Below are 14392 nucleotides of genomic sequence, written 5' to 3'. Positions count from 1 at the left end.
CGCCAGTCATTAGGGGGTAAGACGATGGCGACCATCTATTTTGCCAGCAACAGAAATGTCCTACACGAAACCTCGGCCAACGGGCGCGTCTTCGGCGAACGGTTCAATGCCGGTGGCCCACAGATCTTTCGCGTCGGCAAGGCCGAGATCGCCTTTGCCGGCCACGATCCCAAGGACGACGATCAGTGGTCGGTCGGCGCAACGCGGCTGTTCACCGAAACTCTGGACAGCCGCAAGGCCGACGGGGTCAAGCTTGGCTCGCAGAAACTGTTCGAGGAACTGCGCGTCGCGCTGAAGGCTGCGGATCGGGATGTCATCATCTTCATCCCCGGCTTTGCCAACACCTTCGAGGATTCGGTCCGCCGCGCGGCGGCGCTGCAAGAGATCTATTCCACCCCCGCCCAGCAGGTGATGGTCGTGCTGTTTTCCTGGCCCTCGAACGGCCGGGTGCAGCCGGCGTGGGATTATTTCTCGGACCGCGAGGATGCCGAGGCGTCGGGCCTTGCCATGGGCCGCGCGCTGATGCGACTGGTCGAATTCCTGACCCGGCTGCGCGAAGAGGATCACAAGGTGGTGCTGGCCGCCCGGCGTGACGGGCAGGTGCCCGAAAAGTCGGCGCTGAAGCAATGCACGCGGCGGCTGCATGTCATGGCCCATTCAATGGGCAACTGGGCGCTGCGCCACGCGCTGCGCAAGTTCGCGGAACTGAACGGCGGGCGGATCGCCCGGGTGGTGGATTGCGCCTTCCTGATGGCTGCGGACGAGGACAACGACGCGCTGGACGTGCCGTTGAAGCTGCGGCATCTGGACGATCTGGCCAACCGGATCTTTGTCTATCACGCCGCCAATGACGTGGCGCTGACGATTTCCGACCGCACCAAGGGGATGCCCGACCGACTGGGCGCCGACGGGCCACAGAACCTTGATCAGGTTGGCGAGCGCGTCTTTGCCATCGACTGCCGGCAGGTCAGTGAAACCGCGCTGACGCATGGCCGCCACCAGTATTACCGGCTGCGCGACGAGGTGATCCGCGACGTGCAGGCCACGCTTGCCGATCAGCCGCAGGATGGCCGGGCCTGGCGCGAAACGCTCAGGCCCGGGCAAAGCTGGCGGTTGCCGCCGAAATAAGGCGTGCGGCGGCCGGGGTCACTCGGCCGCTTTCGCCATCGCCGGCTTGCCGCTGGTGCCATGGCCCGGCAGGCGCACCCGCAGCCGTTTCAACCGGCGCGGATCGGCGTCGATCACCTCGAACTCGGCCCCGCTTTCATGGGGAACGATCTCGCCGCGCACCGGAACCCGACCCGAGCGCAGAAACACCAGACCGCCCAGCGTGTCGATTTCCTCGTCTTCCTCGTCGCGGCGCAGGCGCAGGCCGATCTCGGATTCGAACTCGTCCAGCGGCGCGCGTGACTGGGCCATGTAGACGCCGGGCTTTTCCAGCACCCACAGCGCGCCCTCGGCCTCGTCATGTTCGTCCTCGATCTCGCCGATGACGGTTTCGATCAGGTCTTCGATGGTGACAAGGCCATCCACCCCGCCATATTCATCGATCACAAGGGCCATATGCACCCGTTCGCGCTGCATCTTCTGAAGCAGCACGCCGATGGGCATCGAGGGCGGCGCATAAAGCAGCGGACGCAGCATCGATTTCAGGTTGAACTCGGCAGTGCCGTCGAACCCGTGCAAAAGCGCCAGATCCTTCAGCAGCACAAGGCCCACCGGCTGGTCCAACGTTTCGCGGTACACCGGCAGGCGGGAGAATCCGTGTTCGCGGAACACCGCAACCAGTTCATCCTTGCCGATGTCGATCGGAACGGCCGCAATCTCGACCTTGGGAATCGCCACATCATCCACGCGCAGGCGGCGCAGGTTGCCGATACCGGGAAGTGTCAGGCTGCTTTGCGCCGGCGTCAGGGCGTGATGCGCCCCATCTGCCGCGCCCGCACCATCGGGCGAGAAGGCGCTGAATATCCGGCCGAAAATGCCTCGGGGGCTGGTCTCGGCCTGGTCGTCCTCGGTCTGGTCTGGCGCGCCTTGCGCTGCCATAGACCCGTCGCTGCTACTGTCCATCGGTCCTTTCCGAAAAGTCGCGCCCGGTGCGACGCGCAGTCAATATGGGTCAGGAACCCCCAGCCCCGCAAGTATCCGGGTCTCGGTTCTTTCCATCAGGTCGGCATCCGCGTCCTCAATGTGGTCATAGCCCAGAAGATGAAGAATGCCATGAACAAGAAGATGTGTCACATGGTCCGAGAAGGGCTTTGCCTGCTCGGCGGCTTCGCGCAGGCAGGTCTCGTAGGCGATGGCGATGTCGCCCAGATGTTCGGGGTCATCGGGCTCGCCCGGCTCGGGCGGCTCGGGCATCTCGCCCACGACGTCCGAGGCGCGTTCCTCTGACGGCCAGGACAGCACGTTGGTGGGCTGGCCCTTCTGGCGGAACTGGCCGTTCAGCTCGGCGATGCGGGCATCGTCGCAGCCCATCACCACAAGGTTGAAGCCCTCGCAGGGAAGGCCAAGCGCCGTCAGAGTCGCCTCGGCGGCACGGGCGGACAGCGCCGGAAGGTCTGCATCCTCCCAGCGCGAGTCGTCTATGACTATGTCAACCAGCGGCTCCATCGCTGGCCTCATACGCCTCGATGATACGGGCGACAAGCGGGTGGCGCACCACATCCCGCGCAGTGAAATAGTTGAACGACACGCCGCGCACCGATTTCAGCACCCGTTCCGCATCCGCAAGCCCCGAGGCCGTGCCGCGCGGCAGGTCGATCTGGGTCCGGTCGCCGGTGATGACCATCCGGCTGCCCTCGCCCAGACGGGTCAGGAACATCTTCATCTGCATGGTGGTGGCGTTCTGCGCCTCGTCCAGCACGACAAAGGCGTTCGACAGCGTCCGCCCCCGCATGAAGGCCAAGGGCGCGATCTCGATCCGCTTTTCCTCCATCAGCTTCTGCAACTGCTTTTGCGGCAGGAAGTCGTTCAGCGCATCGTAAAGCGGCTGCATGTAGGGATCGATCTTTTCCTTCATGTCGCCGGGCAGGAAGCCCAGCCGCTCGCCCGCCTCGACTGCGGGGCGCGACAGGATGATCCGGTCGACCATGCCGCCGATCAGCATGGTTACCCCCACCGCCACCGCCAGATAGGTCTTGCCGGTGCCCGCAGGGCCAATACCGAACGCCAGTTCGTGATCGAACAGATTGGCGACATAGGCCTTCTGCGCCTCGGTGCGCGGCTCGACCGGCTTCTTGCGGGTGCGGATCTCGTATTTTCCCGGGGTGAAAAGTTCGATCTGCTCGCCCTGCGCGGCATCGGGGGCGGGGCGGCCCATCCGGATCGCGCCGTCGACGTCGCCGGCGACCACACCCCTGCCCGCTTCCAGCCGCGAATACAGCCCGCGCAGCACGGATGCCGCCTGATCCCGTGCCTCCCTGTCGCCGATCACCGCCAGCCGGTTGCCCCGGCGCAGGATATGCACACCCATCTGATGTTCGATCTGGGCAAGGTTGCGGTCATATTCGCCGCACAGATCAATGAGCAGACGGTTGTCAGGAAACTCGAGGGTCGTTTCCACGACATCCTCGGACGGACTCGGGGGGGTCAGCGCGCTGATGCCCAACGACATCTCCTTGTGCTGGAGGGCTATGGGTAAAGAGTGGGGCCGCCAGCGCCCCAAGGCAAGATTTTTGGTGACGGGAACACAAATTCTTGTGACCCTGCACAGGAAAGACGCAAGCCATGAACAAGGCCGCGGACGGCGCCGCGGCCCTGTTTCCGGTTGATCGCGGCCCTAGTCCGCCAGCCGCTCGCCCGCCAGCGAATTGGGTGCGCTGGCGGTGATGCGCACCCGCACCAGATCGCCCACCTTCGCCGTGGGATCGGCCACATGGACGGCGTGCAGATGGTCGGACTTGCCCACCATCTGCCCCGGCAACCGGCCGGGCTTTTCGTAAAGCACGCCGACCTCGCGGCCGATCATCGCCTCTTGCGCGGCGCGCTGCTGCGTAGCGATCAGCGCCTGAAGCGTCTGAAGCCGCGCGTCGGACACCTCGGCCGGCAGTTCGGGCTTTTCGGCGGCAGGCGTGCCCGGCCGCGCGGAATACTTGAACGAGAAGGCCGCCCCGAATCCCACCGCCCGGATCAGATCCAGCGTCGCCTGAAAATCCGCCTCGGTCTCGCCGGGGAAGCCCACGATGAAATCCGATGTGAGAAGAATATCCGGCCGCGCGGCACGGATGCGGTCGACCAGACGCAGATAATCCCTTGCGCTGTGCTTGCGGTTCATCGCCTTCAGGATGCGGTCGGACCCCGACTGCACCGGCAGATGCAGATAGGGCATCAGCTTCGGCTCTGTCCCGTGCGCCTCGATCAGATCCTCGGCCATGTCGTTGGGATGCGAGGTGGTATAGCGGATGCGCGCCAGCCCCTCGATCCGGGCCAATTCGCGGATCAGATCGCCCAGACCCTTGCCGTCGTTGCGCCATGCGTTGACGTTCTGGCCCAGAAGCGTGATCTCGCGCACGCCCCGGTCCACCAGCCCGCGCGCCTCGGCCGTCAGGCGGGCGAAGGGGCGGCTGACCTCGGCGCCGCGGGTATAGGGCACCACACAGAAGGCGCAGAACTTGTCACAGCCTTCCTGCACGGTCAGAAACGCCGAGGGGCCGCGCATCGCCTTACGTTCGGGCAGGTGGTCGAACTTGTCCTCGGGGGGGAATTCGGTATCGACGACGCGGGCGCCGCCTTCGGTGCGCGCCAGCATCTCGGGCAGGCGGTGATAGCTTTGCGGCCCCACCACCAGATCGACCAGCGGCATCCGGCGCAGAATCTCGTCGCCCTCGGCCTGTGCCACGCAGCCCGCCACGCCGATCTTCAGATCGGGCTTTGCGGCTTTCAGCGGCTTCAGCCGGCCAAGGTCGGAATAGACCTTTTCGGCGGCCTTCTCGCGGATGTGGCAGGTGTTCAGCAGCACCATGTCCGCATCCTCGGCGACCTCGGTCAGAACATAGCCCTGCGCGCCAAGCGCCTCGGCCATCCGCTCGCTGTCATAGACGTTCATCTGGCAGCCGTAGGTCTTGATGAAAAGCTTGCGGGTGTCGGACATGGCGCGGGCCCCCTTGCGGTAAGGCGGCGTCTTAACCGGAATCGCAGGGGGCTTGCAATCCGGCGGGGCGGCTGGGAAAGCTGCCGGTGGACCGAAAGAGGACAAGGATGCGTTACCCCAGCCTTGAGGATTTCCTGTCGCGCGGCAGGGCGGCGCTGGCGCAGGGGCCCATCGCCGTCATCATGGCCGAGGACGAGGCCGAGCTGCGCGCGACCCTTGACCATCACGCCCGCGCCGGATTCCGCGCCATTGTGCTGCTGGCCCATCCCGACCTGATCCTGCAAGGGCCGGACGACGGCCTGCACCGGATCGACCACGACATCTTTGCCCCCGACGCGCTGGTGGGGGCGGTGAACCGGCTGATCCCCGCGGCGCCGGGCCAGTGGCTTTACTACTGCTACAACGCCGAATTCCTGTTCCACCCGTTCTGCGAAACCCGCAGCATCGCCGAGATGCTGGCCTTCCACGCAGAAGAACGCCGCGAGGCGGTGCTGTCTTATGTCATCGACCTTTACGCCAGCGATCTGGATCGCTTCCCCGATGCGGTCTCGCTGTCGCATGCGATGCTGGACCGTTCCGGCTATTACGCGCTTGGCCGCCCCGATCCGCTGAACCATGGTCAGCCGAAGGACCGGCAACTGGATTTCTTCGGCGGCCTGCGCTGGCGGTTCGAGGAACACATCCCCGAATCCCGGCGCAAGATCGACAGGATCGCGTTGTTTCGCGCGAAGCCGGGGCTTGTGCTGCGGCCCGATTACACCTTCACCGACGAGGAACTGAACACCTACGCCTGCCCGTGGCATCACAACATCACCACCGCGATCTGTTCGTTCCGCACGGCGAAGGCGCTGAAAACCAATCCCGGGTCGCGTTATGACATCGCCAGCTTTCGCTGGCGCAATTCGGTCCCGTTCGAATGGACGTCGCAGCAACTGATGGATCTGGGCCTGATGGAGCCGGGACAGTGGTTCTAGCCGGCTGATCGCTTGGCCACCCGCTGCGGTGGCCTTGCCTGACGCCTGCGACCTTGCCGGGATCGGCCCTGTCCGGCCACATTCCGCGTGCAGGCCGCGCCCTACCGTCTGATGCCGGTCTGCCTGCCGGCAGCCACGGGGGGCACCGTCCGCTGCAACGGGGGCGGCCAGCTTTGGCCAGAGGAGGCCCCGAATGGCCACAGTGCCACCAAGGCGCGACGATCTCGTTCTGGTGCGCGGCCGGGTTTCAGGCTATGGGCGGGGCATGACCGAGACCCTGCCCCCGTGCCCCGAATGCCATTCCGCCTTCACCTATCAGGCGGACGCCCTGCTTACCTGCCCTGAATGCGGGCATGAATGGTCCCCCGAGGCAGGGGCCGAAACCGGCGCCGCCGTGCGGGACAGTCTGGGCAATGTGCTTGCGGACGGCGACACCGTGACGGTGATCAAGGATCTGAAGCTGAAGGGATCGTCCTCGGTGATCAAGGTCGGCACCAAGGTTCGCGGCATCCGGCTGGTGGCCGGCGACCACGACATCGATTGCAAGATCCCCGGGATTGGCCAGATCGGCCTGAAATCGCAATTCGTGAAGAAGGTCTCGGACTGACCCCTGCCGCCTGATCGGCAGCGGGGAATGTCGCATTCCTCATCGGCCAATGCGCCGGCCGGGCAAGCATCCGGGCCGAACGAAGCCCTTTTGCCGGCGGTCCGGGTCGGGCGAGACGAACCGCCCCGGACATGGCGGGCCATCGAACCGCCGCGCCAGGGTTCTGCCGTGCCGCACGCGCCTTGGCCTTCGCTGTCACGATCCATCAGACCGCCCGAGATCTCACGGGGAAGCAGGGTGACTGTCACCAGCACCTCGATGACATCCATCACCCGGTCATGCAGAGGGAAGGCCCGCATCCGGCCGGTGCAGCGGCCCCACGGCCCGCAGACCCACGACAAGACCCGTCAGCACCCAGAACGCAGCCCCGAACACCACAAGCGCGACGCCCGGGCCAAAGATCCCGACCGCCCGCCGCCAGAAGGCGCCATTGTCGGCCAGCATCGAAACACCCCGCGACCGCAAGGGTTCCCCTGAACGGCTGAAAGGCGGGCCGGGTGCGGCCTGATGCGTCTGGCCATCCGGGCGGGCTGGCCATGACATGGGGCTTCGTTCCTTCTTGTCCGCGCGTGGTTGCAGAGAAAGCTGGCAGCAGCCCGAACGGGAACGGACGGCGCCGTTGCGCCCGGGATATTCTGGCTCATTGCGGGGTCGATCGCGGCCCAAATGCCCCGATCAAGCGGATGCTGTTGCATCCCCACGGATATTCTGCCTCATTGTGGGGGAGTTATCGGGCTGGTAATGCAAGTCCGGTGGAAACCGGCACCCCGCGCCGGTCGCAACGCGAAAGGATGTTCGAGTTGTTCCAGTTCCTTGCACTGTCCTTCGGCTTTTCGTTGGCCCTGCTGCTTGGCGCGACCGAGCTTGAACGCCGCGCCATTGTCGCCCGCAGGCTTGGCCCGAACGGTCGCGCGATCCTGCTGGCGCTTTTCGTATCGGCGGTGGCATCCTTGGTGGTGACCGTGGCGGCCGGGATCTCGGGCGGCTGGATCTATTTCTTCCACGTCCTCGGGGCATCGATCATCTATCACGGCGTCATGGGCGTTTCGCTGGTCCATGGCTTGCAGGAAGTCTCGGCCCGCGTGGCAGGCCACGGCACGCATTGACGGCCACCCGTGCGGCGCACCGGCAAGCGCGCCGGACCCGGTAACGGGCCGGGGCCGGCAAGGCCCGCCGCCTGACAGATCGCGGCACCACACCCCACGCCCAAAGGCGGTCTTGCAAACCACCCGATGGCGGCCCCATCAGGCCCCCGTCAGGACCGCACCCGGCGGCTGGCCCGGCCCATTCTTTCGAATTGATGGCATGATCTTTCGACATTCCGGATGAAAACCTGTCAGGGCATGCCGTCAGGGCAGCCGAATTGAGAGATTCCGCGGATGGCGCGTCCCGTGGCATTCCGGATATCGTTCATGATTGGGCAGGGGTGACGTGAATCTAGGTGTCATACGACAGAGGATTCAATCCGCTCTGACTGCGGCCGGCTCGGCGCTGACCAAACACCCGAGTCCCGAGGATGCCGCCAGCGTGGTCAGCAGCACCGCGGTCGGCGCGTTCGTGACCGGACTGAACGCGCTAATCTACGCCATCGGCGCGTTCGAGCCCGCAGCCATCCCCTTCCTGGCGCTGTGGCTTGGCGTGATTCTCATGCTTTGCCTGACAATGACGCGGATGTCGCGCAAGGCGCGTGGGCGCAGCATCGGCAGCGTGTCGCGCCGGGCCGCGCGTCGCCTTGTGCAAACCTCGATCCTGCTTGCGCTGCCTTGGGCGATCCTGCCGCTTTATGTCATCGGCTTTCACGGACCCGGCCAGCCGATGGTCGTGATTCTGGTCTGCACCGGCATGTTGTCGGGCGGAACCTTCATGCTGCACCGGGCGCTTGTCGCAGCACTCAGCTACATGGCGACAATCTTTCTGGCGATCATCGTCTCATCCCATATCGGCGGGTGGGACATGGCCTGGTCGGTGACCGGCTATGGCATCGTCTATGCGTCCTTCCTGGCCTACTTCGCCTTCATCGCCGGCGAGACCGCCCGCCAGCGCGACGAATCCGTGGCGGCACTGTCGCGGGCGGTGGCAAAACTGCGGCAGGCGCGGGACGAAAACTATCTGCTGGCCAATATCGACGACACCACCGGGCTGCTGAACCGCAAGGCCTTCAACGACCGCCTGCGCAAGACCGTCGCCCACCATCGCAGGACGGGGCGGCCGTTCTCGGTCCTGCTGATGGATCTTGATCGGTTCAAGCATGTGAACGACCTGTTCGGCCACAGCACCGGGGACGAGCTTCTTGCAGAGATCGCGCGCCGCCTGCGTAAAGGTCTTTCGGAACGCGATGTCATCGCCCGGCTGGGCGGCGACGAGTTCTCGGTCATTCTGATGGATGCCGCGGATGAGGAAGCGGTTCGCACGGTCACCGACCGCCTGCTGAAATCGCTTGCTCGTCCAGCACATCTGGCGGGGCGCCACATCCATTCCGGCGCCTCGATCGGCGCCGTGACCTGCCCGATGGATGCATCGGAACCAAGCGATCTGTTGCTGAAGGCCGATCTGGCGCTGAACCGCGCGAAAGAGATCGGCCGCGGCCAGTGCGTCAGATTCGACGACGCGTTGCGCCGGCAGGTGAAGACCAACGACGAGATCGAAGCCGCCCTGCGCACGGCGCTGAACGAGGGGCTGCTTTATGTCGAATACCAACCCAAGATCGCCCTGTCCGACGGGCGGCTGATCGGCGCCGAGGCGCTGGTGCGGCTGAAATCCGCGACCGGCGCCAACATCGCGCCCGAACGGTTTCTGGCCATCGCATCCGAACGCGGCCTGATCCCACGGCTGACCCGCTACATCGCAGAGATCGTGGCGCGCAACATCCTGACATGGCGCAGGGGCGCGTTCGATCCGGGCAAGATCGCGCTGAACCTGCATCCGGACGATTTCAAATCGCAGTCGATGCTGGTCGAGACCATCGAGATGTTCGAATCGCACGGCATCACCGGGCGCGATCTGATCCTGGAAGTCACGGAAGACTGTTTCATCGACCGCGGCACCGATGCCGCCAACAAGATTTTCGATGCCCTGGCCGATCGCGGATACGAACTGTCGCTGGACGATTTCGGCACCGGCCATGCCTCGCTTGCACATCTGAAGCAGATCCGGGTGGCGGAAATCAAGATCGACCGCAGCTTCATTACCGGCGTCGAAGCCCGCCGCGACGATCGCGCCATCGTCGCCGCCATCGCCGAGATCGCCCGCGGCATGGGCATCCGGGCCGTGGCCGAAGGCGTGGAAACCGAAGCGCAGCGTCAGATCCTGACGCAGATGGGGGTTCATTCCGGCCAGGGCTATCTGTGGTCGCAATCGATTGACGCCGCGGGTTTCGCGGGTTTTCCGCACCGCGGTCCTGCCGTCCCGGGCGATGCGCCGGCCGTGAAAGCCTGCGGCTGATGCCGTCCGGCGGTCGGGGGCAAGGGCGCCCCGCCGCCGATCATCGGTGGCGGTGATGGGCGGCTTCATCAGGATGAATTTGGCCGGCCCCTGATCCCGGCATAGGTTGCGGACCGGAGGTGCCCCATGACCTATACCCTTCTGATCGGCGACCGCAGCTATTCCAGTTGGAGTTTGCGCGGCTGGCTGCTGTTCGACGCCTTCGGCCTGCCGGTCAAGGTTCGGACCTGCCGGCTTTATTCCGACGATCTGCCGCGCGCCCTCGCGGATTTTCCGCCCGCCCGCACCCTGCCGGTGATGCGGACGCCTGACGGGGTGGTGGTATCCGACAGCCTGGCCATTGCCGAGGAACTTGCCTCGCGTCAGCCCAGGGCGGGGCTCTGGCCATCTGACCCGGCGGCGCGGGCGGTGGCACGGTCGCTTGCAGCCGAGATGCACTCCGGCTTTCCGGCGCTGCGCAGCCATTGCGCCATGAACCTGCGCGTCAGCTATTCCGACTGCGCCCCGGATCGGGCCGTGCTGGCCGATCTGGCGCGGATCGAGACGATCTGGGCCGATGCGCGGGCGCGGACCGGCGCCGCGGGCGACTGGCTGTGCGGGGCCTATTCGGTGGCGGATGCCTTCTTTGCGCCTGTTGCGGCCCGGATTGCCGGGCACAACCTGCATGTCGGGCCACAGGCCGCGGCCTATGTGGCCGCGCATCTGCGCCACCCGTCGTTCCGGGCCTGGCGGGCCGCGGCCTTGCAGGACGGCCCGGATCAGGACATCTATCGCCGCGACTGGCCCACGCGGCCCTGGCCAGGGATGTGATGCCCGCATGACCGCGGCCAATCCCATCGATACCCCCGTCTGCCCGGGATATGTTGCGCTATGTCAAGGCGCCCGGCCCAAGACATGCGAGCTTTTGCATGTAAAGAGGAGGGTGCCGCATGACAAGGCAGACGTGGCAAACACTGACACGCCGGGGGTTTTTCGGGCTTGGCGCCGCAGGGATCGCACTGGCGGCAGGCACACCGGCGGCGCGTGCGGCAAAGGTCAGAACCGGGGCGCGGATCGTCATCCTGGGCGCGGGGGCGGCCGGCACGGCCTTCGCCAATCGGCTGGTCGAACGGCTGGACGGCGCAAGGATCACCATTGTCGACAGCCGGAAAGAGCATCTCTACCAGCCCGGCCTGTCGCTGATCGGGGCGGGGCTGAAACCCGCCCGCTACGCCCTGAGCACCACGGCGGAATGGCTGCCCGCGGGCATCGACTGGTTGCAGGAGCCCGCCGCCGAGATCGACCCTCTGGGCAAGACCGTCACGACCGCCAAGGGCACCCGCATCGCCTATGATTATCTGGTGGTGGCCACCGGCCTGACGCTGGATTACGCCGCGATCGAGGGCTTTTCGCTGGACATGATCGGGCGCGACGGGGTCGGCTCGGTCTATGCCGGGGCCGATCATGCCGCCCGCACCTGGGCCGCGGCCGCGCGCTTTGCCGAACAGGGTGGGCAGGGTCTGTTCACCCGCCCCGACACCGAGATGAAATGCGCAGGCGCGCCGCTGAAGCATACGTTCCTGATCGACGACATCGCCCGCACCCGCGGCGGGCGGCCCAAAAGCGAGATCACCTATTTCTCGAACAACGAGGCGCTGTTCTCGGTGCCGATCGTGCATGAAAAGGTGCGGATGCTGTTCGAGAACCGCCAGATCGCCACCGCCTACAGCCATGTTCTGACCGCCATCGACGCCGGGCGCAAACTGGCCACCTTCCGCACGCCCGAAGGGCCGGTGGAACGGCCCTATGACTATATCCACGTCATTCCGCCGATGCGGGCGCCGGATGTGGTGCGGGATTCACCGCTTCCCTGGGCCGACAAATGGGTGGGCCAGTCCTGGGTCGAGGTCGACAAGGCCACGTTGCGCCATCCGCGCTTCCCCGAGGTGTTCGCGCTTGGCGATGTGGCGGGCGTGCCCAAGGGCAAGACCGCAGCCTCGGTCAAGTGGCAGATCCCGGTGGTCGAGGATCACCTGATCGCCGCCATCGAGGGCCGCGAGGGCACCGCGCGCTACAACGGCTATACGTCCTGCCCGATGATCACCCGCGTGGGCCGCGCGATGCTGGTCGAGTTCGACTACAACAACAACCTTGTCGAATCCTTCCCCGGCGTGGTCGCCCCGCTCGAAGAACTGTGGATCTCGTGGCTGATGAAAGAGATCGCGCTGAAAGCCACCTACAACGCCATGCTGCGCGGCCGCGCATAAGGAGAAACCGATGGAAACCTTCAGCTTCCTGACCCTTCTGGCCGTGTTCGAGGAAATGTATGGCCGCGGCCTGTTCTGGACCATGGCGGTGCTGTCCGCGCTGTTCGGGCTTTTGTTCCTGGCACTGGTGATCCGCGACCGCGGGCTGGTCAGCCACCATTTCGTGCGGGCGCAGTTGCTGTCGCCAGTGGGGGCGGTGCTGGCCATCGCCTTCGTGCAATGGATCACCAACTCGCATCTTTACCACATCGGCGGGGCCATCGATGTGGTGGTGCTGATCGGCATCGGCGTGATCGGCGGCGCGGGGATCACGATGGTGGCCTATGTCGCGCAGGCGCTGATCTCGCCGCGGGCCGCGCACCGGGACTGACCCGCCCCTGATGCGCGACAGGCAGGCGGCCCCCACCGGGGGGCCTCCTGCGGGGCCGGTCACTCCGCGATGCAGATCTCGTGGCGCCAGATCCCCAGCGCGGTGCGCAGGATCAGCCCCGCCACCACCAGCGTCAACAGCCCCAGAAGACCCGCCCCGATCCAGCGATGCGCCTCGGAGGCGGCGGCAGCAGCATAGGAAAAGCTGGCGATGGTCAGCGCCGCCAACGGAAAGGACAGCGCCCACCACGACAAGGCAAACGGCATCCGGGTGAACTTCGTCACCTGCGTCGCCACGATCAGCGCGAACACATAGGCCATGCTTAGCAGCATATGGCCAAAGGCGCCCACCTCGCCGGTCAGGTGCAGCCATGCCACGAACGACACCGCCGGCGGGGCGACAAGGATCATCAGCGTCGGCACCATCCGGCCCGGCAGCGGATCGTGAAACATCAGCCGGTTCATCACCAGCGTCAACAGCACGATCCAGAACAGCAGCCCACCGGAAAAGAACAGCCACGACAGTTCGGGATGGCCCAGCTTCACCCCCGCCAGCGGCACGATGACATTGCCCACCGCCGGGATGAACCAGGCGGGCGTCAACTGGCCGGGCTGAAAGCTGCGATGGCCGATCCAGGCCGCGATCACCGCCAGCGCAAGGATGCCCTGCAAGCCGGTGCCCGCCATCCAGACGATCCGCGCGACCGCGGGCCACTGGCCCAGCAGCGCCACCGACAGCAGCAGAAGCGAAATCGAGATCGCCGGAAAGAAGGCGATGCGCACCGGATGATGCCATTCCGCCGCCACCGCGCCGGGATGCAGCACCGCCTTGGCCGCATAGCCAAGCGCCACAAGGCCCAGAAGCACGACCGAGACGACCAGAACCGCCTGCGACACCTGCGCCCCGAAGCCAAAGGCCGATTCGGCGGTTCGCAGGGCAATCGTCAGGCCCAGCATCCCCATGCCGATGGCAAAGAAGGTGACCGGATAATGGGCCAGCCGCGCGTCCTGCGCGGGGGCCATGGTGGCTGTGGACATGTGGGCTTCCTTCCGTGGGCAGGAACAGACTGGACCAGGGCCGCCGCGGCCCTTCGCACGGGCTGATAGCGCAAGCGCGCGGGCCGGACGGTGACTGCGTCACACAGGCCGGCCGTGCTGCGCGCTTTGCGCTGCACCGGATTCGGTGACAAGGTCACCGACGCGGGCACCGGATCAGGATAAGGGCGGGCTGTCACTTCCCCTGTCGCCGCATCGCGGCCCAGGGTTCAACGGAAAGGCAAGGACGACGATGACCTACAAGCAGAAGATCGACGACATCCGCGACGAGCTGCGCAGCCTTTACAAGGCCGCGCCTGAACAGACCAAGGGCTTCGGCGCCCTGTCGAAGGCTGTCAAGGAAACCGGCGTCCTGTCGCACAAGGAAAAGGAATTCGTGGCGCTTGGCATGGCGCTGGTGCAGCGGTGCGAGCCCTGCATCGTGCTGCATATCGAGGCGCTGATGAAGACCGGCGCCAGCCGCGATGAATTGTGCGACGTGCTGGCCATGGCGATCCAGATGAGCGGCGGCCCCGGCATGATGTATGCGGCAAAGGCGCTGGCCTGCTGGGACGAACTGGCGGCCCTTCCGGGCTGACGCCGCCTTGCCTGTGCCGCCGGGCGGGGC

The 14392-nt window shown here is 65.8% G+C and carries 15 protein-coding genes; 9 read left to right on the top strand and 6 right to left on the bottom strand.

The genetic code is table 11. From position 1 onward, the window contains the following. Positions 1-24 precede the first annotated feature (24 nt). On the top strand, positions 25-1128 hold the full coding sequence (locus CRO07_RS07965; protein ID WP_097030163.1) for an alpha/beta hydrolase: 1104 nt from the start codon (positions 25-27) through the stop codon (positions 1126-1128). 18 nt (positions 1129-1146) lie between these two features. Here the strand turns inward: CRO07_RS07965 and CRO07_RS07960 are convergent, their stop codons facing one another. From CRO07_RS07960 to miaB, 4 genes are all read right to left on the bottom strand, one after another. Continuing rightward, positions 1147-2070 carry a CBS domain-containing protein gene (locus tag CRO07_RS07960; protein ID WP_097030162.1) on the bottom strand — a complete coding sequence of 308 codons (924 nt, stop codon included), beginning with the start codon at positions 2068-2070 and terminating at the stop codon, positions 1147-1149. A 39-nt stretch (positions 2071-2109) separates the two neighbouring features. Further along, complete coding sequence (gene ybeY, locus CRO07_RS07955) at positions 2110-2613, bottom strand: rRNA maturation RNase YbeY (RefSeq protein ID WP_097030161.1); 504 nt, start codon at positions 2611-2613, stop codon at positions 2110-2112. Then, positions 2597-3616, bottom strand: coding sequence for a PhoH family protein (locus CRO07_RS07950; protein WP_235840953.1), 1020 nt, complete (start codon positions 3614-3616; stop codon positions 2597-2599). Before CRO07_RS07950 ends, ybeY begins: the two co-directional genes overlap by 17 nt. Positions 3617-3781: 165 nt before the next feature. Beyond that, positions 3782-5092, bottom strand: coding sequence for a tRNA (N6-isopentenyl adenosine(37)-C2)-methylthiotransferase MiaB (miaB, locus tag CRO07_RS07945; RefSeq protein ID WP_097030160.1), 1311 nt, complete (start codon positions 5090-5092; stop codon positions 3782-3784). A gap of 107 nt (positions 5093-5199) precedes the next feature. Here miaB and CRO07_RS07940 point away from each other — a divergent pair, with 107 nt between their 5' ends. Together CRO07_RS07940 and CRO07_RS07935 are read left to right on the top strand one after the other, a co-directional pair. Next, positions 5200-6066 carry a glycosyltransferase family 2 protein gene (locus CRO07_RS07940; RefSeq protein WP_097030159.1) on the top strand — a complete coding sequence of 289 codons (867 nt, stop codon included), beginning with the start codon at positions 5200-5202 and terminating at the stop codon, positions 6064-6066. Between the two features lie 265 nt (positions 6067-6331). Continuing rightward, on the top strand, positions 6332-6673 hold the full coding sequence (locus CRO07_RS07935; protein WP_097030277.1) for a zinc ribbon domain-containing protein YjdM: 342 nt from the start codon (positions 6332-6334) through the stop codon (positions 6671-6673). Between the two features lie 276 nt (positions 6674-6949). On the opposite strand, the gene CRO07_RS18640 is transcribed toward CRO07_RS07935, so the two are convergent. Continuing rightward, positions 6950-7117, bottom strand: a complete 168-nt coding sequence (locus CRO07_RS18640; protein ID WP_176504515.1) for a hypothetical protein — start codon at positions 7115-7117, stop codon at positions 6950-6952. 347 nt (positions 7118-7464) lie between these two features. On the opposite strand from CRO07_RS18640, the gene CRO07_RS07925 reads away from it, so the two are divergent. From CRO07_RS07925 to CRO07_RS07905, 5 genes are all read left to right on the top strand, one after another. Beyond that, positions 7465-7779: a hypothetical protein gene (locus CRO07_RS07925; protein ID WP_097030276.1), complete on the top strand. Its 315-nt coding sequence runs from the start codon at positions 7465-7467 to the stop codon at positions 7777-7779. A 421-nt stretch (positions 7780-8200) separates the two neighbouring features. Next, positions 8201-10114, top strand: a complete 1914-nt coding sequence (locus CRO07_RS07920) for a putative bifunctional diguanylate cyclase/phosphodiesterase (RefSeq protein ID WP_235840952.1) — start codon at positions 8201-8203, stop codon at positions 10112-10114. Between the two features lie 126 nt (positions 10115-10240). Continuing rightward, complete coding sequence (locus CRO07_RS07915) at positions 10241-10924, top strand: glutathione S-transferase (RefSeq protein WP_097030157.1); 684 nt, start codon at positions 10241-10243, stop codon at positions 10922-10924. A gap of 119 nt (positions 10925-11043) precedes the next feature. Further along, on the top strand, positions 11044-12360 hold the full coding sequence (locus tag CRO07_RS07910) for an NAD(P)/FAD-dependent oxidoreductase (RefSeq protein WP_097030156.1): 1317 nt from the start codon (positions 11044-11046) through the stop codon (positions 12358-12360). Between the two features lie 10 nt (positions 12361-12370). Continuing rightward, positions 12371-12730 carry a DUF5368 family protein gene (locus CRO07_RS07905; RefSeq protein ID WP_097030155.1) on the top strand — a complete coding sequence of 120 codons (360 nt, stop codon included), beginning with the start codon at positions 12371-12373 and terminating at the stop codon, positions 12728-12730. Positions 12731-12789: 59 nt separating this feature from the next. On the opposite strand, the gene CRO07_RS07900 is transcribed toward CRO07_RS07905, so the two are convergent. Further along, complete coding sequence (locus CRO07_RS07900) at positions 12790-13767, bottom strand: SLAC1 anion channel family protein (protein ID WP_176504513.1); 978 nt, start codon at positions 13765-13767, stop codon at positions 12790-12792. A gap of 250 nt (positions 13768-14017) precedes the next feature. Between CRO07_RS07900 and CRO07_RS07895 the strand changes: the two genes are divergently transcribed. Continuing rightward, positions 14018-14362: a carboxymuconolactone decarboxylase family protein gene (locus CRO07_RS07895; protein ID WP_097030154.1), complete on the top strand. Its 345-nt coding sequence runs from the start codon at positions 14018-14020 to the stop codon at positions 14360-14362. Positions 14363-14392: the final 30 nt, after the last annotated feature.

This window comes from Cereibacter ovatus (genome assembly GCF_900207575.1).
Classification (GTDB): Bacteria; Pseudomonadota; Alphaproteobacteria; order Rhodobacterales; family Rhodobacteraceae; genus Cereibacter_A; species Cereibacter_A ovatus.
This window is presented reverse-complemented; position numbering and strand designations above follow the sequence as displayed.